Genomic DNA, 19725 nt, shown 5'->3' on the forward strand with positions numbered 1-19725 from the left:
ATACAACTTCCGATAATATATATTATGTAAACTAGAATTAATATTTAAGTTTTATCTTTTGTTTATTATGTTAATATATCATTTTCAGCCTCTCTTCATGACTTTTTGCACCAAACTTTCTAAGCGAGTTTTAACTCACTGTTTTTCTGATTATTGCAGGATATTTTATGCGTTACTTAACTTAACAGCTATCACAGTAAATCTAATACTGATGTCTGTTGTTAAATTGAAAATTGTGATCCATAATAGATATTTTTTATCTAAGCAAATTAATCCGCTAAAACATTTTAACTGATTAGATGTAAAAGCTTTAAATGTACTTAAATATAGCATAACTGTCATATGAGACTGCTTATTCAAATGATGAGATAAATACAGGATAAACATATTTTATTGATGTTGTATAACTGTGTGACAACGATAACTTTACGTTTGTGTTGTTATTATAATAATGTCAGTCTCAGAAGCTTTGTGTGCGCTTTTATTGATTATAAGTCCAACAGACCATTTTTATCACAAAAGCTTATGTATGCCAATTTCAAATGCTTATAACATCTTTGAAAATACATCTGAACAATGCATATATTTTAAACGGTATTAATTTACTCCATAGATGGATATGCTTAAATGCTATCTTATAAAAAATAGCATTATTTTGTAGTAAATAGATAGTTGGTATTGATTATTTAACCATTATCATATACTATGGAGTTGGAGTTATATCAGTAAATAGCTATTTAATAACAAACCTATGAAGGAGTGGATTTTATGAGTGAGCCCGAACAAAAACTTGAACGAAATTTGAGTAACCGTCATGTGCAGTTAATCGCAATTGGAGGTGCAATTGGTACAGGTCTCTTTTTAGGGGCTGGAAAAACAATTCATCTCGCCGGGCCTTCTCTTCTACTTGTTTATTTAATTGTTGGTATCGTTGTTTTTTTCATGATGCGAGCATTAGGTGAATTACTACTTTCCAACACAGAATTTGGTTCTTTTGCAGATATTGCGAATGAATATATCGGTCCATGGGCAGGATTTTTTGTTGGTTGGACATATTGGTTATGTTGGATTGTGACAGGTATGGCAGAAATAACAGCTGTCGCAACCTATGTTGGTTTTTGGTTTCCTGATTTTCCCAACTGGATTTCCGCTTTGTTCTGTGTAGTCTTTTTGGTATTACTTAATTCGTTAACCGTTAAAGCATTTGGAGAAATTGAGTTTTGGTTCGCAATAATAAAAATTGTCACAATATTAGGACTAATTATTGTTGGTTTTGTGCTTATTTTCAACAAATTCCAATCAACACCTACAGCAACAGCATCAATTTCAAATCTTTGGCAACATGGTGGGTTCTTCCCTACTGGAATTTCTGGCTTCCTCCTCGCCTTTCAGATGGCAGTTTTCTCGTTTGTTGGGGTTGAATTAATCGGAGTAACAGCAGCAGAAACAAAAGACCCAGAAAAAACTATTCCAAAAGCAATTAATCAAATACCTTTACGTATTGTGTTGTTTTATGTGGGTTCATTATTTGTTATTATGTCTATTATTCCTTGGAATCAAATTGATCCAGAAAAAAGTCCTTTTGTTACCCTCTTTCTTTATGCAGGTATTCCAGCGGCCGTTGCAATCATCAACTTTGTTGTGTTAACAGCAGCTGCATCGTCTTGTAATTCAGGGATATTCTCAACAAGTCGGATGTTATATGGTTTAGCTAATCATAAACGTGCACCCAAAATTTTCCGCAAGTTAAACAGCCGCAACATTCCTGGTGCGAGTCTTTACTTCTCAAGTGCCGTTTTATTAATTGGAGTGTTATTAAACTACTTTATTAAAAATGCAATCACAGTTTTTACGATTGTAACAAGTATTTCATCATTGTTATTCATCTTTATCTGGTCAATGATCGTTATCTCGTTCGTCCGTTACCGTAAGTCTAATAAAGAATTAGCAGCTAAAAGCATCTTCAAAATGCCTGGTGCATCATTTATGCCTGCCTTTATGTTAATTTTCTTTGCAGGCGTGCTAGTAATGCTAGCCATTGCACCTGATACACGTATATCGCTGATTTGTGGTGCTGTATGGTTCCTACTGCTGTTTGTTATTTATAGAGTCTTTAACAAAAATGAGCTAAAGAAGGGTGAGAATTAAAAATGAAAATTGGTATTCCAAAAGAAATTAAAAACAATGAAAATCGTGTCGGTATTACACCAGCAGGCGTAAAAAGTTTTGTAAAAAGTGGCCATGATGTGGTGATTGAAAAAGCAGCTGGAATCGGTTCACATATCACTGATGAGCAGTATCGTTTAGCTGGTGCAACAGTGGTTGACACAGCGGCTGAAGTTTGGTCAGCTGAAATGGTAATTAAAGTGAAAGAACCCCTTGAGTCAGAGTATCAATACTTTTATGAAGGTTTGCTGCTCTTTACCTACCTTCACCTGGCAGCTGAACGTAATTTAACGCGTGCTCTTATTGAAAAAGGTGTGACAGCTGTTGCTTATGAAACAATTCAATTAGAAAATGGTTCGTTACCGCTACTTGTTCCTATGAGTGAAATTGCTGGACGTATGTCAATCCAAATTGGTGCACAGTTCCTTGAAAATACTCATTCAGGTAAAGGTATTCTACTATCAGGTGTTCCAGGAGTGAGACGTGGGAATGTTGTTATCATCGGTGGTGGTTCTGCGGGTACAAACGCAGCACGTATTGCTGTTGGTATGGGAGCGAATGTTACAATCCTCGATATTAGTGCAGCCCGCCTTGCACAAATTGATGAACAATTTGGCAATTCACTTTCAACTTTGATTTCGGATTCTTATCACATTGAAGAAGCTGTTGCAAAAGCTGATTTAGTTATTGGGGCCGTGTTAATACCTGGATCAAAAGCACCAAAACTTGTATCAGAAGAAATGGTGAAACAAATGTCACCAGGTTCAGTCCTGGTTGATATTGCGATTGATCAAGGTGGTATTTTTGAAACCTCAGATCATATCACAACACATGATGATCCGATTTATATTAAACATGGTGTTGTGCATTATGCAGTGGCTAATATGCCAGGAGCTGTAGCTCAAACTGCAACATATGCGTTGACAAACGTAACAATTCCTTATGCATTACGTATTGCGAATCAAGGATTAGCAGAATTATGCGAAACAAACAGTGATGTTTTAGCAGGTATTAATACAATTAACGGTAATGTTACTTATAAAGCCGTAGCAGATGCCCACCTACTACCTTTTGTTGAAGCAGGAACACAACTTTACTAATATCGTAGCGAATTCATGAGCGTACGAGATTAGTATGGGACGGAGCGACAGCGAGTACCAATCCTTTTGTTAAAATCGTAGCGAATTTATGAGCTTACGAGATTAGTATGGGTGATGACCTTGTTGCGAAGAAATGAGCTTACAAAGACATTATGGGACGGAGCGACAGCGAGTACCAATCCATAGGGAATTGAGTACCATCCTTATATTAACTACTTAGAGTATCGTTCATTTATTAATAACATAGTTTACTACCCCTTTGTTAGCGTCTTATAAGGATATTATCATCAATTCAGTCACACTTTGTGTGGCTGTTTTTTTGTAAAAAAATAGGCATCAGTGAAAATGCACCATTACCTTGGATGATATAGTTTATTCGAGACAGAGTGAAAGGTTCTTATTGTTTCCATCAAAAAACCACATAAGAGTTAGGTTGTCGCCCTAGCTTTTATGTGGTTGCATAATTTAAATAATTTTAGTTTTCAGAGGGCATAATCCAATAAATGACGACTGCCATCGCGACTACTAAAACAGTAATACTACTAATCAATGTCATTTTAATTATCTCCCAACGTGATTAATTTATCCTATTTAATAGTTCTACACTATTACAATAACATATTTCACGTTGTTTTAATATAGTAATTTCTAAATTTGTCAAATAATAAGGGTCAGACTTCTACTTCTTCCCCTAATATTTTCACTTCTGGTTCAAGTTTTACATTATAATTTTGATGAATTACTTTTTGAACGTGCGCTATCAAATCAATATAATCTGTGGCAGTTCCTTGGTTGATATTCACCATAAAACCGGCATGTTTTAATGAGACTTGAACGCCACCAATAGTATGACCTTGTAACCCTGCTTCTTGAATCATCGGACCAACAAAACGTCCTTCTGGTCGCTTGAAAACACTACCGCATGAAGGGTATTCTAAGGGTTGACGTGATTCGCGTTGCTCGGTAAAATTCGCCATTTTAGCAGCAATCGTTTCTTCAGCATCAGGTGTTAATAAAAAATCAGCCTCTAGGACAATATAGTTTTTATCAGCGATAATACTATGGCGATACGACGCCCCTTCTTCTAGTGTTTGACGATCCAATTCAATTAGTTCGCCACTTGCTGTTAAAACGAGCGCGCGGTTTAATACGTCTTTGGTTTCGCCACCGTAGGCACCAGCATTCATGTGTAGAGCACCACCAACGCTTCCAGGGATTCCACAAGCAAACTCTAATCCTGCTAAGCTTAATTTATGCGCTTCACGTGATACATCGATGATAGCGGCTCCTGTTTGAGCTGTGAGCGTATTGTTTTTATAAGTTATTTCTGTCAGATTCATAAGGTATAACACAATGCCGCGGATACCACCGTCACGAATGATTAGATTAGATCCATTACCTAAAACCATTAGAGGGATATCGTTTTTATAAGCATAAGTCACGACGATTTGTGCTTCTTCTATCGTCTGTGGAACAGCAAAAACATCTGCAGGTCCACCCGTTTTTGTATAGGTGTATTTATTCAAAGGTTCATTTGTTTTAACGAGAAGTGAATGGCTTAAGTCTTGTAGTTCTGTTGCTATTTTGTTAATCATAATTTACGCCTGCCTTTATCCAAATAATTAGTGTTACATTACAATAGTGTACCATAAAAAAAGACGTTTTAAACCAGATTCTGGTTAAACGTCTCCTGATAATTATTAATTTCGTAATAATGCTAATGTTTCTTTAGTTAGTGTTGGCTCATTTTCCAATTTTTTACGGTATTGTTTGTTGAAATCAACGAGACGTTCTTTGATTGGTAATGTTTCATCAACCGTGATGTCCTTAGTTAAATAATCAGCAGTAGCAATAACCTTCGTAAATACAAATTTCGCATTCAGTTCAGATAACAACATTGAAAAACGGCTCATATATTTTGCTTCCGTTTTTGTAAATTGTTTCATTTTACGAGAAATCCATCCTCTTACTTCTGCAATACTTTCTTGTGAGTCAATAAGCGTTTGGATTTGTTCATAGGCTGCTTGACCAATTGTGATGGCAGTATCAGTGAGGTAGTTCCAATCTGATTCAGAAACACCTTTTTGATCGGTCACCTTGTCAAGAATTAAAAAGAAGTCTTTAAGGTGTACATCCAGACAGAGTTGTTTTTCGACAAATATTTGTAATGCAGCTAAAGTTGACACAGCATCTTCCTGAATTGAATATGAAAATTCTTCAGGTCGAATGGTTGCTAATTCGCTTTGGATGCGTACAGCAATTTCACTATCATGTGAACCTAATGATTTGTTACGGTGGATACTATACTGGGTAAGTTGGTGCAAATGGAATGCTTGTTTTAAGACAATTTGTGCGACTTCTCTAGATACAGCCTCACCAGATTCATTTACAATTACGTAGCCAGTTGTTTTACCCATTTTTTCGTACTTAATTAGCTCGTAGGTTGTACCTTCGATACTAAAACGATACGGCATTGTTTTTTCAATTTCAAGTCGACGTTTTAAATTTTTATAGGTTTTTTCCGTCATTTTCATCACCCTATTCAGATAATTATGGTACAACTCTATTATAATGCAAAAAAAGACATCTGTCAGTTATTTAAGCAACAGCACCCCTTTTTTTACTGGGCCTTGCTAAAAATAATTAACAGATGTTTATTTATCCTAGTCGAATTTCTAGGCGTTTTGAAATAATTGAGAGCACATAACAAACGATAAAATATAAAGCAGCCATTGCTACGAACATAGGGATAACAAAAGCAGTATCCTGTCCATATATTATTTTTGCATTGTGAGTTACTTCTGGTAAAGCAATAACGACGGCAAGTGATGTATCCTTAATAAGTGAAATAAACTGACTCACGATAGGTGGAATCATTTTTTTCAAAGCTTGAGGCATCACAATACTCATTAAAGCCTGCATATAGGTTAAACCAGTTGAACGTGCGGCTTCCATCTGACCTTTTGGTACAGCTTTCAAACCGCCACGGATAATTTCGGATAACATCGCCGATTCAAACACTGTCATAGCTGCAACAACTGACCAAAAAATATCTAAACGTAAACCGATTTTTGGCAACGCAAAGTATGTGAAAAAGATAATCAATAGCAAAGGTAAATTACGAACAATATCAGTGATAACCCCAACGATTTTAGAGAGATAGGGAATCTTCATGTAACGAATGACACCAATGATACCACCGATAACAAAACTAAAAACGATTGAAATCGCTGCAACTAAAATAGTCAGCCATAGACCTTCAAGTAAAAAGCGAATATTAATCCAACTGTAAGCGCCAATAAAATCCATCTGATCTCCTCCTTAATCGCTGATTGACCAGCGTTTTTCTAAATAATTCATAAAGTAGCTGAGCGGTAAAGTTAACACTAAGTAAAAACAAGCCACAACGATATAGGTTTCAAAGACATTAAAGTTAACAGATGAAATTAAATCACCTTGATACATTAAGTCTAAACCAGCAACCATCGCAAGAATGGATGAGTTTTTTACCAAGTTGATGAACTGATTGCCTAGTGGTGGTACGACAATTTTCATTGCCTGAGGCAACACAATTGATTTCATTGTTTCTGTATAAGTCAGCCCGGTTGAACGACCAGCTTCCATTTGTCCTTTTGGAACAGATAAAATACCGGCACGTACTGTTTCAGCAATAAAAGCAGACGTATACAATGTCAACCCAATAGTACCAGCTGTGAAACCGTTGATATTAAAGAAATACATTGGAATTACCACATAAAAAAACATTACAATAACAAGTAATGGTATATTTCGGAAAAATTCCACATAAATAGAAGCTAAAACTCTAGCAGGTTTGTTATGAGAAATTTGCAAAATAGCCATTACAACACCAATAATTAAACTGAAGACAAGTGCTAAAATACTGGAAAAGATAGTATATTTAAAACCACTAAGCAAGGCTTCATAGTTTGTCGTTAAAATTGAAAACATGTCATACCCCTTTCGCTAGTCATTTTTAGGAATCCACTTATCATATAATTTTTGATAAGTGCCATTTTCTTTTATTGTTTTTAAAGCAACATTTAACTCTTTCACAAAATCTTTTTGGCCTTTATTGACTGCAATACCATAAGGTTCATCAGTGAAATTACCACCAACGACAGCATAGTTTTTATCTTGAGCGACCATACCATATAAAATGCCGCTATCAGTAGTCATAACATCCCCTTGGTTTGATTTCAAGGCAGTGAAGGCTTCAGAGTAATTTTCTAATTCAAGGATTTTGGCATCAGGAGCTGATTTACGGATGTTGATTGCTGAAGTCGATCCTTTAACTGCTAAAACAGTTGTATCCGCATCCAAATCTTTAATCGAGCGAATTTTACTGCCTTTTTTAACTAAGAGCGATTGCCCTCCATCAAAATAAACATCTGAAAAATCCACGACTTGTTTACGTTCATCCGTAATTGACATCGTTGCAATAATGGCATCGATATTACCATTTTTCAATAGTGGAATACGTGTTTTTGAAGTTACTTCGACAAACACAGCCTTTGCATCTTTACCACCAATTTCTTTAGTAAGTGCTTTGGCAATATCAATATCAAATCCTTCAATTTCACCCGTTGCAATATTTGTTAAACCAAACAAACGCGTATCTGTTTTTACACCCCACGTAATGGTTGGCTTAGTTTGAATACGTTCGCTAATGCTTTGATCTGCTACTTGCTTACCGCAACCTACTAAGAAGAGAGACAAAGTCATAAGGATAAAAATTAATTTCTTTTTCATCGTCATCCCCCTCTATTAGTGATTTATAATTTTACTCAAGAATTGACGCGCACGTTCTTCGTTAGGACCATCATAAAAAGCTACGGCTTCACGATCTTCTAAAATTGTTCCTTGATCCATAAAAATAACACGATCCGCCACTTCGCGAGCAAATCCCATTTCATGAGTGACCACAACCATTGTCATCCCATCTTGTGCAAGGCTCTTCATAACATCTAATACTTCACCAATCATTTCAGGATCTAGTGCTGATGTTGGTTCATCAAACAGAATCACTTCTGGTTCCATTGCTAAACCACGAGCAATTGCTACACGTTGTTGTTGCCCACCAGAAAGGCTTGCTGGGTAAACATCTGCTTTTTCAGCGAGTCCAACCTTGTTTAATAGTGCTAAACCAGTTTTCTTAGCTTCAGCAGGTGTTTTTTTCAATACTTTCATTGGAGCTAATGTAATATTTTCTAAAACAGTTTTATGAGGATAAAGATTAAAATGCTGGAAGACCATTCCGACATTTTTACGCACGATATTAATATTAGTGCCTTTATCATTTAAGTCATAATCATTTACAAGTAAATGACCAGAACTAATTTCTTCTAGACCATTAATAGTACGCAACATTGTACTTTTACCAGAACCAGATGGGCCGATAACAACGACAACCTCACCTTTTTTGATTTCTAAATTGATATTTCGTAAAGCATGATATGTGCCATAATACTTATCGACATTTTTAAATTCAATCATTCTGCATCCCCCTTGACTCTATATATTTAAAATTAATAGAATAAGCCTTTATTTTATGCCCAGCCGCTAGGTTTGTCAATAGTTCATCTTAACGTAAAAACAATTATACATAAGTATAGATTATAACCTGTCGCCATAAGTGCATTTTACAACGTTGATTTTAAGCGGAATTATTGATATAATAGAGCTTATGGAATAAAAACGATATTGAAAGAGGGTATTTAACTAAATGACAATCACAGTAAGTAATGTCGGACTACGTTTTTCTGACAAAAAGCTATTTGAAGATATCACAATGAAATTCACTCCCGGTAACTGCTACGGTTTAATTGGCGCGAATGGTGCGGGTAAATCAACATTTTTAAAAATTCTTTCAGGTGAAATTGAAGCACAAACTGGTGACATTCACATCACTCCAGGTGAACGTCTTGCCGTTTTAAAACAAGATCACTTTGAATTTGAAGAGCATCGTGTACTTGATGTTGTAATTATGGGACATCAACAACTATATGCAATTATGGAAGAAAAAAATGCCATTTATATGAAGGAAGATTTTAGTGATGCTGACGGATTACGTGCAGCAGAATTAGAAGGTGAATTCGGCGAAATGGGTGGTTGGGAATCTGAATCAGATGCAGCTATTCTATTAAAAGGACTTGGAATTGGTCCAAGTGATCACGATAAATTGATGAAAGAACTTGATGGTGGTGGGAAAGTAAAAGTTTTACTTGCTCAAGCACTCTTTGGTAAGCCTGATATCTTACTATTAGATGAGCCTACTAACCACTTGGACTTAAAAGCAATTATGTGGTTAGAAGATTTCTTAGCAAACTTTGAAAACACTGTTATCGCGATTTCCCATGACCGTCACTTCCTTAACCAGGTATGTACGCATATTGCGGATCTAGATTACAACAAAATCAAATTGTTTGTTGGTAACTATGACTTCTGGTATGAATCAAGCCAGTTAGCACAACGTATGCTACAAGATGGTAACAAGAAAAAAGAAGAAAAAATCAAAGAATTAGAAGCCTTTGTTGCGCGATTCTCTGCCAACGCTTCTAAATCTAAACAAGCAACATCACGTAAAAAAACATTGGATAAAATTACACTCGATGATATTCAACCATCATCACGTCGCTATCCATTTATCCGTTTCCAATCAGATCGTGAAGTTGGAAATGATATTTTACAAGTTTCTGGCCTTAGCAAAACAATCGATGGTGTGAAAGTATTGGATAACGTTTCCTTTACACTTGATCGTGATGATAAAGTTGCTTTCGTTGGCAATGACTCTTCATCTTCTGCCCTTCTTGCTATTTTAGCAGGAGATATGGAACCAGATGAAGGCACATTCAAATGGGGCGTTACAACCTCGCAAACATACTTCCCTAAAGACAACACTGAATTCTTCGAAGGTTCTAATTTAAACCTTGTTGATTGGTTACGTCAATATTCGCCAACAGAAGATGCTGAATCATTCTTGCGTGGATTCTTAGGACGTATGCTCTTCTCAGGAGACGAAGTACTTAAAAAAGTACGCGTCTTATCAGGGGGCGAAAAAGTACGTTGTATGTTAAGCCGTATGATGTTATCAGGTGGTAACACGTTGATTCTTGATGAACCAACTAACCACTTGGACTTAGAATCAATCACAGCCTTAAACGATGGTTTGTTAGACTTTAAAGGCGTTATGCTCTTTATCTGTCACGATCACCAGTTTACACAATCACTCGCTAACCGCGTAATTGATGTAACACCAGGCTCATTCTACAATAAAAAACAATCTTATGATGAGTATTTAGAAACTCAAAAATAATAAACTGCTGATAGCCACTCTTTATGTGAGTTGCTTACGATTAGCGTGGCTCTATCAGCACACTATTTAAATTTAACATGTCGATTCAATCAGTTGTTATAGCGCATCATTTAAGTTGCTTCTATAACTAATTAAATGTAAAAAACAATCCCTAGATTATTCATTCTAGGGATTGTTTTTGTTTAAATTCTATTATTTGTATGAAAATCACAACTTACGATATGATCATCGATAAAACCTGTTGCTTGTAAAAAGGCATACATAATTGTGGGCCCAATAAAGGAGCAACCTCTTTTCTTCAAATCCTTACTTAAAGCGATAGATTCTTTACTTTCACTTGGTACGTCGTTGATTGTTTCCCAATGATTAATCATCGGTACTTCTGTAAAAAACGTACGTAAATAGTTTTCAATCGAGCCAAATTCAATGATGATTTTCTTAAAAGCGACTGCATTTTTACGGACGCTGGCAATTTTCAATTTATTGCGAACAATCATTGTATTCAAACGTGCTGCTTCAAGTTCTTCATCACTTAATTCTGCGCAACGTTCAATATCGAAATGATGAAACACCGTACGATAGCCTTCCCGTTTATTTAAAATAGTACGCCATGAGAGACCTGCTTGTGCTCCTTCTAATATTAAGAATTCAAAGTAAAGATCATTACTTTTAGTTGTAAATCTCCCCCACTCTTCATTATGGTAGATTCGTTCTTCTTCGTATTTTGTAGCCCAATCACAAATAGTCATCGTTTGCTCGCCCCTTTTCTCTTTTTACTAAAAAATACCACTCAAAAATGAGTGGTATTTGAGGTTTTAGTTAACTTCCATAATGACTGGTAAAATCATTGGACGTCGACGTGTTTGTTCAAATAAGTAACGGTTTAATTTATCACGAATCGCTTGTTTAAGATTAGCCCATTCGAAGTTTTTATCTTCAAGCGTTTCTAACACAATTTTTTCAGCCATTTTTGTAGCTGATTCAATTAGTGCTTCTGATTCACGCATGTAAATGAAGCCACGTGACATCATTTCAGGTCCTGAGATAATGCGTTTTTGACGGCGGCTAATTGTAACAACAACGATGAAAATACCATCTTCTGATAATAATTTACGATCGCGTAAGACGATATTACCAACATCACCAACACCCAAACCATCAATTAATGTGTTACCAGAGAATACGCGGCTTCCCATTGCAAAGCGGCCTTCTTTGTATTCTAGAATATCACCTTTGTTAATGATAAAGATTTGTTCATTTGTAAAACCGATTGAGCGTGCTACTTTTGTATGCTCAATTAACATACGGTACTCACCATGAATCGGAACAAAATATTTTGGTTTCAAGAGATTCATCATCATCTTCAGCTCTTCTTGACTTGCGTGTCCAGAGATAAAGATATCTTTTGAGAATGTTGAAACAGCAGCATCGTTACGGTAGATTAAATCGACTGTTTTAGCCAATAAAGTTTCCGTTGCTGGATTGTTTGTCGCACCGATGAAAACAGTATCGCCAGGGCGTACATTCACTAAACGGTGTGTTTGTTTAGCCATTTTGTTCAATTGTAAAATAGGCTCTCCAAGATGGCCACTTTCAATAATAACAAGGTTATCATCAGCGACATCTTCAATATCTTTCAAGGGCACAATTCTTTCTTCATTATCAATTACTAATTTCTCTAGTTTAGCAGAAACTGTAATAACACGTTCTAATTCTTTACCAAGAATGGCAACGCGACGGTTTGTTGCACTAGCTGCATCAAACACTTGTTGTAAGCGACTAACGTTAGAAGCAACAACAGCCACTATAATACGTCCAGATGCTTTCTTGAAGCCTTTAAGCATCTCTTGAGCAGCGACAGAGTCACTTGAAGTGTATCCAGGGTGTTCTGCTTCAGAACTGTCTGAAAGCAACGCTAACACACCTTTTTCACCGATTTTAGCAATTTGACCTAAATCCGTTTGGTAGCCAGGTAATGAAGATTGATCAAATTTGAAATCACCAGTATAAACAATCGCACCATCTGCTGTATGTAATACAGTTCCTATTGAATCTGGAATAGAGTGTGTTGTCGCAAAGAAAGATACATTGATTTGTTCAAATGATAGACGAGAACGCGCATGTACCACATGGAAACGGTTGTATTTCAAGTCTTTGTGCTCTTTAATTGCTGCACGAGCAAGGGCAACTGTTAATTCTGTCCCATAAACTGGGATGTTGTTGATTTTCTTGAGGAGGTAAGGTAACGCTCCGATTGCATCCTCATGTCCGTGAGATAAGAATACAGCTTTAATACGATCTTGGTTTTCTTCTAAATATTTAATATCAGGTATAACGACATCAATACCGAGCAATTCATCTTCTGGGAAACGTAATCCGGCATCTAGGATAAAAATATCATCGTTTACTTCTACTACATACATGTTTTTTCCTAATTCCGCTACGCCACCGAGAGATAAAATTTTGATGTTTTCGACTGGTTTAATTGTCAAAATATACCCTCCTTTCGTTTTGTTTTTTAGTTTTTAATTAATGTTGTTTTTCTTTAAAATCTGTAATACTTTTTTCGATTATTGTTGCTTCTTCATCTGTTACAGCAATAATTGGCAAACGTGGTTCGCCAGTTTCAATCCCTTGTTTATTCAACCAGAACTTCACTGGAGCTGGACTTGGTACTGAGAAACAAGCACCGATAACAGGCATGAGATCGCGATGTAATTGTTGCGCGCGAGCAACATCGCCAGCATCAAATGCATTAAGCATTGCTTGCATTTCTGTCCCTACAACGTGAGAACTTACAGAAATAACGCCTGAACCTCCAACGGCATATAACGGTAACGTCAACGCATCTTCACCACTATAAATGGCAAGTTGATCGCCTACTTTACTTTGCAATTGTGCAAGCATAGCAAAATCGGCTGTACAATCTTTAACAGCAGTGATATTTGGTATTTTCGCTAATTCAACCAGCGTATCAAGCTCAATTTTAACTGCGGAACGTCCTGGTATATTATAAACAACCACCGGTAAATCGGTTGCTGCTGCAATGGCTTTATAATGTGCATAAATCCCTGCTTGGCTGGGTTTGTTATAATATGGAACGACAGCTAACACACCGTCCGCACCTAAATTTGCAACTTCTTTAGTGAAACTAACTGATTCTGCTGTATTGTTTGAACCTGTCCCTAAGATAATAGGAACACGACCAGCTGCTGCTTTAATTGCATAGCTGAAGAGATCAAGTTTTTCATCGTGACTTAACGTTGGAGACTCCCCTGTTGTGCCTGCAACAATAAGACCATCGGAACCATTATCAATGAGATAATTAACTAATTGAGTTGTGAGCGCCTCGGTTATTTTTCCTTCAGCATCAAACGGTGTAACCATCGCGGTCATGACTTTCCCAAATTTCATGTGTGTTCCTCCTTTAAAACATATGCCTCTATTGATTAGAGGGTTTGATTAAATATATCATGCAATGAGTTAGCGGCTTGTATCATATTTACTTCATCCACCAATACCCACAAAGTGTTTGCATTTGATTTAGTTTGTAAAATTTGAATGTTCTCATTGTCTAACGCAGTTAGTATTGTTTGCGAAACATCCTTCATATGGCGATGTTCAATACCTACAACTGTAATTTTAGCACATTTTTCCCTTATTGTGACCACATTTCCGTTATTGACTAGAACATCTTCAATCAATTCACGTTTTACATCGGGCACACTAAATAACAGGTGTGTCTCATTAGTACTAATAAATGAGGCATTGACCCGATTTTCTTTTAAAATTGCAGTAAGCGAATGTTCATCTAATTGTGCTGGTTTTGTAATAGTAAACTGACACAGATTATTAATATGCGTCACACCACAGAAAAGTGCACGATCCTGTTGCGCAGTTGTTTGCTCAACAGGCGAAATATCTGTAATAAGCGTTCCTTCATTCTGAGAGTAAGTTGAACGCACTCTCATTGGTACTTTCCCTTTGTTTGCTGTTTCCACAGCTCGTGGATGTATTACTTTAGCACCTTCAGTGGCCATTTGCATCACTTCGGTGTAAGAAATTTTATCTAACTGAATAGCTTTCTTCACAACGCGTGGGTCAGCCGTCATAATCCCTTCAACATCGGTGAAGATATCAATAAACTCAGCTTTCACAGCAACGCCTAAAGCTGCTGCAGATGTGTCGCTCCCGCCACGGCCAAGTGTTGTAACGTCACCATTAGGTGCATGTCCTTGAAAACCTGCAACAACAACGACATCAGCACCGTTATTAAGTTCATGAAAAATTCGTTTAGGATTGACTGCTAATATATCAGCATTTTGATAGTTTGCATCTGTCAGAATGCCTGCTTGCCCACCTGATAATGCTGCTGCCTTTATGCCAGCTTTGTTTAACATATCAGCAAAAACATTCGCTGATATTAATTCACCAACAGAGACAAGCATATCTTGTTCACGTAATGACAGAGCGGTATGTGGACTATCCACTAACCCTAATAAGGTATCCGTCGCATAGGGATCACCTGAACGACCAATTGCAGAAACAACCACAACTGATTGATAACCTTTTTTAAGAGCATTATTTATATGTCCGATTGCGAGTTGGCGTGACTCAGCTGTTTTGACTGAGGTACCACCAAATTTTTGTACAATTAGCTTCATTCTGTCATTGCTCCTTATCACTTATTCCGATTAGATAATATTTAATGCAACAAGACGTTCTGCGATTTGAACAGAGTTCCATGCTGCTCCTTTTAGTAAGTTATCTGAAACGACCCACATGTGGAAGCCTTTAGGTTCATCTAAATCACGACGCACACGACCAACAAATGTTTCGCGTTTATCAACGCAGTTCAACGCTTGTGGATACGTTTGTGTTGCTGGATCATCTTCTAGAACAATGCCAGGGGCAGTGCTAAGAATTTCTTTGATATCTGCAGCTGATACGTTGTCGTTATCAATTTCAAAGTAAACAGATTCTGAATGACCGCGAGAAATTGGGAGACGCACACATGTTGCTGCTACTTTTAATGTTGCATCGCTCATGATTTTTTTAGTTTCATTAATCATTTTATGCTCTTCATACGTGTAGTCATCTTCACCGAAAACATCGATTTGAGGAATGGCATTAAATGCAATTTGATAATGTTTCTTATCACCCGAAGCCGGTAAAATATTAGCTTCTACTGGTTTATTGTCAAGTACTGCTCGTGTTTGATCAAACAGTTCTTGATTCGCAAGATTCCCTGCACCTGATACGGCTTGATAGGTAGAAACAATCACTCGTTTAAGCCCATGTTTTTTACGGATAGGTTCTAATGCTGCAACCATTTGAATAGTTGAACAGTTAGGGTTGGCAATAATGCCGTTATGAGTGCGTAAAGCTTCTTCGTTAACTTCTGGTACAACTAATGGAACGTCTTCTGCCATACGGAAATGGCTTGTATTATCAATGACGATAGCGCCACGTTTAACTGCCTCTGGTGCGAGTTTTTCACTAATAGAACCACCTGCACTGAAAATGGCGATATCAACATCTGTGAAGCTTTCTGGCGTTGCTTCTTCAACGATAACATCTTCATTTTTAAATGAAAGGGTTGAACCTGCCGAACGTGGTGAAGATAAAAATTTGATTGTTGCAATTGGTAAGTCACTTTGCTCAAGTTGTAAGATGATTTGTTCTCCAACAGCGCCTGTTGCGCCGACGACAGCTACACTATATACTTTTGTCATTTATATAAGTCCCCTTTAGCAGTTTATTTTAATATTTGTTTAATACCACCTATTATACTGGTGTTTAAGGGATATGTCATCTTTTTGACAGCTCTTTTTTAGATAAAGAAGATTTTTTTACTGATTTTAGTCGGAAATTAATGTTTTCGCTCATTAAATAGAGCATTAACTGTTTGAGTAAGGATTGTAATGCCTTTTTCTATCTCTGTTTCCGCAACATTAGTAACATCTAAACAGAGTAAATTTCTTGGCGGGCTAGTTGTTATATAATTATTTTCGAGATTCATCAGATAGATATTTTGTTGGAGCAATTTTTTATACAAATAATTCACTGGCACTTCATCAGGTAAAAGCAGATGCGTTTTCATTGCTTTGGTCTCAAAGATTTGTAAGTGCCCTTCTGTGTCTTTTTCTTTTAGAGCTGCTATAAGAACTTTTGAACGTCTGATGTAGATGGCTTGTAATTGTTTTTGATGGCGGGCATACATCCCATTTTGTATGTAAATTGCAAAAGCTGCTTGTGAAAGCATACTACTATCAATATCTGCTAGAGCTTTATACGCTTTAAATGTAGTGATTAAAAGCTCTGGAATCACACACCAACCAATACGCAAACCAGGAAAAATTATTTTTGAAAAGCTTTTAAGGTAAATAACATGATCGGCAAGGTCATAACTATATAAAGGATCCGCTTTGGCATCTGTTTCAAACGCTTGTAAATAATCATCCTCTACCAGGTAGACATTATATTTGATTGCTAGCGCAACTAAACTTTGCTTTTCGGCTGTATTATATGAAGTGCCTAGCGGGTTATGAAAACGAGGCATCGTATAAAAAAATTTAATATCGTTCGTTTTAAATAGCTTTTCTAGAGCATTAAAATCTATACCCGCTGTGGTACGTGCGATTGTTTTGAAAGGGATATGTTTCAATTTAAGTAGTTGAATCATCGCATGATAACCTGGTTCCTCGATCAAAATCGTTTTTTTATTATTCGGAAACGGCATTTGGCATAAAATATCTAATGCTTGCTGAACACCTGAGGTCACAAAAATATTCGCGGTTTTCGTGAAAACTTGTTGTGTAGCGAGTTGCTTTTGAGCCATTCTTAATAAATCAGGTAAACCGTTTGGTGTGCCATACATAAACAATGCTTCTTGATAGGTTGTAATTGCTTGGTTGAGACAATGTTGAAAATCTTTATATGGAAAATAATGCCAATCTGGTCCGCCAGATTCAAAATGAATCGCAGGGTTTGTCATTGTAATCGGCAGTTGTTCTTTTTTGACCACATAATAACCACTTCGAGGAACAACGTAAAGCAAGTGTTCTTTTTCCAGTTGTTGTAACGCTTGAATAACCGTGCCGCGATGTTGTTTGTAGGTCTCACTTAATGAACGAATCGAAGGGATTTTTGTACCTACTGGCCATTTATTAGCTTGTAATGCTTGTCGTAATTCTTCTGCTAACTGTTGATACTTATAAATAATAAACGCCTCCTATCACCACTATCTGTACCGGTACAATTACCTTATAATGCCATTGTACACGAATAACAACACAGCTACAATCAGTGTAGGGTCAAATAAGACCACTTACTTAGGAGGTGCTACCTTGCAACGCAAAAAAGCTTACTTAGCTTTACTCACACAAACGTTCATTATTGGTTTTTCATTTTTATTTGTCAAAATCGGGTTAAATTATGCCTCACCAATGGATGTTCTAGCCCATCGTTTCCTCTTGGCATTTTTAGTTGCCAATTTGATTGTAGCAAGTGGTAAAATCAGTCTGACAATAGATTTGAAAACAATCAAACGTTATGCGCCACTCGCGCTCTTTTATCCTGTGTTATTTTTCGCTTTTCAAGCTTATGGACTTGTTTACACAACTTCCTCAGAAGCAGGTATTATCCAAGCAACAGTTCCTGTTTTCACATTAATTATTGCGGGAATAATGTTAAAAGAACGAACCAACCTACTACAAAAAAGTGGAATAGTTCTATCTGTCGCTGGCGTGATCTATATCTCATTAATGAATAGTTCTGTATCCGGAAATTATAGTTTTAAAGGACTTGCTTTCATCACAGTTTCAGCGTTATCCTTTGCTTTTTATGGTGTACTTGTCCGGAAAACGATGCACAATACAAACAACTCCCCTTTTACATTAACTTATATTATTTTAATGTTAGGTGCGGTTGTCTTTACCAGTTTATCTGTGGGATTACATGTTAAAGAAAACAACTTACAAAACTTTTTTGCCCCTTTGTTACAGTGGGAATATGTAGTAGCACTCTTATTTTTGGCGGTGCTCTCATCATTAGCAAGCTCGTTTTTATCAATCTATGGCTTAAAGTATATTGAAGCCTCTAAAGCTGCTGTATTTAATAATCTGGCGACCCTTATTACAGTTGTAGCCGGTGTGTTATTTTTAAATGAACAACTGCATTATTATCATGTTATCGGTGCTGTTATAATATTAGCTGGTGTTTTTTCTGCTAATCGAAAATAAAAGCATCATTACTATAAAACAGTATCTAAGTGACACCAACTAGAAAGGATGAGAATAAATGTCTAATAGAATTGCTTATGATAAAGTAGCACCTGCGGGATTGAAAAATTTATTTGCGATGGAGGGTTATTTAACACAAAAAACAGGCCTAGATAATAAATTGCGCGAGCTTGTTAAAATTCGCGTCTCGCAAATTAATGGTTGTGCCTTCTGCCTTAACATGCACACACAAGATGCCCGTAAAATTGGCGAAACTGAACAACGTCTTAATGTACTCGTTGCTTGGCGTGAAACATCATTGTTTACAGCAACTGAAGAAGCAGCGTTAGCGCTCGCTGAAAAGTTAACGCGCATTGCGGACAATCAAATTTCAGAGGTGTTTTACCAAGAAATACGTGCCTTTTTTGATGAAAAAGATTTTACTGATTTGGTTCTTTTAATAACACAAATCAACACATGGAATAGAATTTCAATCGTAATGGCAAACGAAGTAGAGTAAGTTTTTTGCTGCTCATAAAGACATCATACTATATTAGCAAATGACAGGAGTCCCTTCACTTCTAAAATTAACTAGAGGTGGTACAATTATAGTGTAGATGAGGAGGTGTAACGAATGAATTTAATTGAAGAAGATTTGCGCTTATATGAAAAAGAGGCTAATGGTGAACTCAAAGCCGAAGTAACATTTAGCCCTGTCAGTGATTCCGTTTGGGCTTTGGATCATACTTACGTCAATCCAGCCTATCGTGGACAAGGTTTAGCACAACAACTAGTTGAAGCTGCGGTCGCTAAAGCACGACGTGAAGGTAAACAAATTATTCCTAGTTGTTCGTATGCCAAAGCTCAATTTGAACGTGTACCTGAATATGCCGATATTTGGTAT

Annotated in this window: 18 protein-coding genes; 6 read left to right on the plus strand and 12 right to left on the minus strand. The window is 36.6% G+C overall.

From position 1 onward, the window contains the following. The first annotated feature begins 768 nt into the window (after positions 1–768). Positions 769–2148: an amino acid permease gene (locus IKV95_RS06755; RefSeq protein ID WP_029090948.1), complete on the plus strand. Its 1380-nt coding sequence runs from the start codon at positions 769–771 to the stop codon at positions 2146–2148. Positions 2149–2150: 2 nt separating this feature from the next. Then, on the plus strand, positions 2151–3266 hold the full coding sequence (gene ald / locus IKV95_RS06760; protein WP_287451551.1) for an alanine dehydrogenase: 1116 nt from the start codon (positions 2151–2153) through the stop codon (positions 3264–3266). A 671-nt stretch (positions 3267–3937) separates the two neighbouring features. Here the strand turns inward: ald and murB are convergent. The 6 genes from murB to IKV95_RS06790 form a co-directional block, all read right to left on the minus strand. Further along, the gene (gene murB / locus IKV95_RS06765; protein ID WP_069119475.1) at positions 3938–4861 is read right to left on the minus strand and encodes a UDP-N-acetylmuramate dehydrogenase; all 924 of its coding nucleotides are present in this window, start codon (positions 4859–4861) and stop codon (positions 3938–3940) included. 105 nt (positions 4862–4966) lie between these two features. Further along, positions 4967–5794, minus strand: a complete 828-nt coding sequence (locus IKV95_RS06770; RefSeq protein WP_069125901.1) for a hypothetical protein — start codon at positions 5792–5794, stop codon at positions 4967–4969. Between the two features lie 130 nt (positions 5795–5924). After that, positions 5925–6575, minus strand: coding sequence for an amino acid ABC transporter permease (locus IKV95_RS06775; protein ID WP_069119477.1), 651 nt, complete (start codon positions 6573–6575; stop codon positions 5925–5927). Between the two features lie 12 nt (positions 6576–6587). Next, positions 6588–7235 (minus strand): amino acid ABC transporter permease, encoded by a 648-nt coding sequence (locus IKV95_RS06780; RefSeq protein ID WP_029090943.1) that lies wholly within the window; start codon positions 7233–7235, stop codon positions 6588–6590. A 15-nt stretch (positions 7236–7250) separates the two neighbouring features. Further along, positions 7251–8042 (minus strand): glutamate ABC transporter substrate-binding protein, encoded by a 792-nt coding sequence (locus IKV95_RS06785; protein ID WP_373453448.1) that lies wholly within the window; start codon positions 8040–8042, stop codon positions 7251–7253. A gap of 9 nt (positions 8043–8051) precedes the next feature. Beyond that, a complete protein-coding gene (locus IKV95_RS06790; protein WP_029090941.1) occupies positions 8052–8780 on the minus strand; it encodes an amino acid ABC transporter ATP-binding protein in 729 nt (242 codons plus the stop codon). 229 nt (positions 8781–9009) lie between these two features. On the opposite strand from IKV95_RS06790, the gene IKV95_RS06795 reads away from it, so the two are divergent. Further along, positions 9010–10599, plus strand: a complete 1590-nt coding sequence (locus tag IKV95_RS06795; protein ID WP_029090940.1) for an ABC-F family ATP-binding cassette domain-containing protein — start codon at positions 9010–9012, stop codon at positions 10597–10599. Positions 10600–10781: 182 nt separating this feature from the next. Here IKV95_RS06795 and IKV95_RS06800 read toward each other — a convergent pair whose 3' ends face one another. The 6 genes from IKV95_RS06800 to IKV95_RS06825 all read right to left on the minus strand — a co-directional run bounded on the left by IKV95_RS06800 (position 10782) and on the right by IKV95_RS06825 (position 17824). Next, entirely contained in the window at positions 10782–11348 is a 567-nt protein-coding gene (locus tag IKV95_RS06800) for a DNA-3-methyladenine glycosylase I (RefSeq protein ID WP_029090939.1), read from the minus strand. A gap of 66 nt (positions 11349–11414) precedes the next feature. After that, positions 11415–13091 (minus strand): ribonuclease J, encoded by a 1677-nt coding sequence (locus IKV95_RS06805; protein WP_069119482.1) that lies wholly within the window; start codon positions 13089–13091, stop codon positions 11415–11417. A 37-nt stretch (positions 13092–13128) separates the two neighbouring features. Next, positions 13129–14013 (minus strand): 4-hydroxy-tetrahydrodipicolinate synthase, encoded by an 885-nt coding sequence (dapA, locus tag IKV95_RS06810; protein ID WP_069136160.1) that lies wholly within the window; start codon positions 14011–14013, stop codon positions 13129–13131. Positions 14014–14048: 35 nt separating this feature from the next. Beyond that, complete coding sequence (gene dapG / locus IKV95_RS06815; protein ID WP_069125898.1) at positions 14049–15263, minus strand: aspartate kinase; 1215 nt, start codon at positions 15261–15263, stop codon at positions 14049–14051. A 30-nt stretch (positions 15264–15293) separates the two neighbouring features. Beyond that, entirely contained in the window at positions 15294–16334 is a 1041-nt protein-coding gene (locus IKV95_RS06820; protein WP_069125896.1) for an aspartate-semialdehyde dehydrogenase, read from the minus strand. Positions 16335–16471: 137 nt separating this feature from the next. Next, positions 16472–17824, minus strand: a complete 1353-nt coding sequence (locus tag IKV95_RS06825; RefSeq protein WP_353734607.1) for an aminotransferase-like domain-containing protein — start codon at positions 17822–17824, stop codon at positions 16472–16474. 124 nt (positions 17825–17948) lie between these two features. Here IKV95_RS06825 and IKV95_RS06830 point away from each other — a divergent pair, with 124 nt between their 5' ends. The 3 genes from IKV95_RS06830 to IKV95_RS06840 all read left to right on the plus strand — a co-directional run. Beyond that, on the plus strand, positions 17949–18842 hold the full coding sequence (locus tag IKV95_RS06830; RefSeq protein WP_036026942.1) for a DMT family transporter: 894 nt from the start codon (positions 17949–17951) through the stop codon (positions 18840–18842). 58 nt (positions 18843–18900) lie between these two features. Further along, positions 18901–19341 carry a carboxymuconolactone decarboxylase family protein gene (locus IKV95_RS06835; protein ID WP_029090933.1) on the plus strand — a complete coding sequence of 147 codons (441 nt, stop codon included), beginning with the start codon at positions 18901–18903 and terminating at the stop codon, positions 19339–19341. Positions 19342–19455: 114 nt separating this feature from the next. Beyond that, on the plus strand, positions 19456–19725 hold a 270-nt coding region (locus tag IKV95_RS06840; RefSeq protein WP_287451552.1), incomplete at its 3' end, for a GNAT family N-acetyltransferase.

The sequence above is a fragment of the Brochothrix sp. genome (assembly GCF_017549435.1).
GTDB classification, from domain to species: Bacteria; Bacillota; Bacilli; order Lactobacillales; family Listeriaceae; genus Brochothrix; species Brochothrix thermosphacta.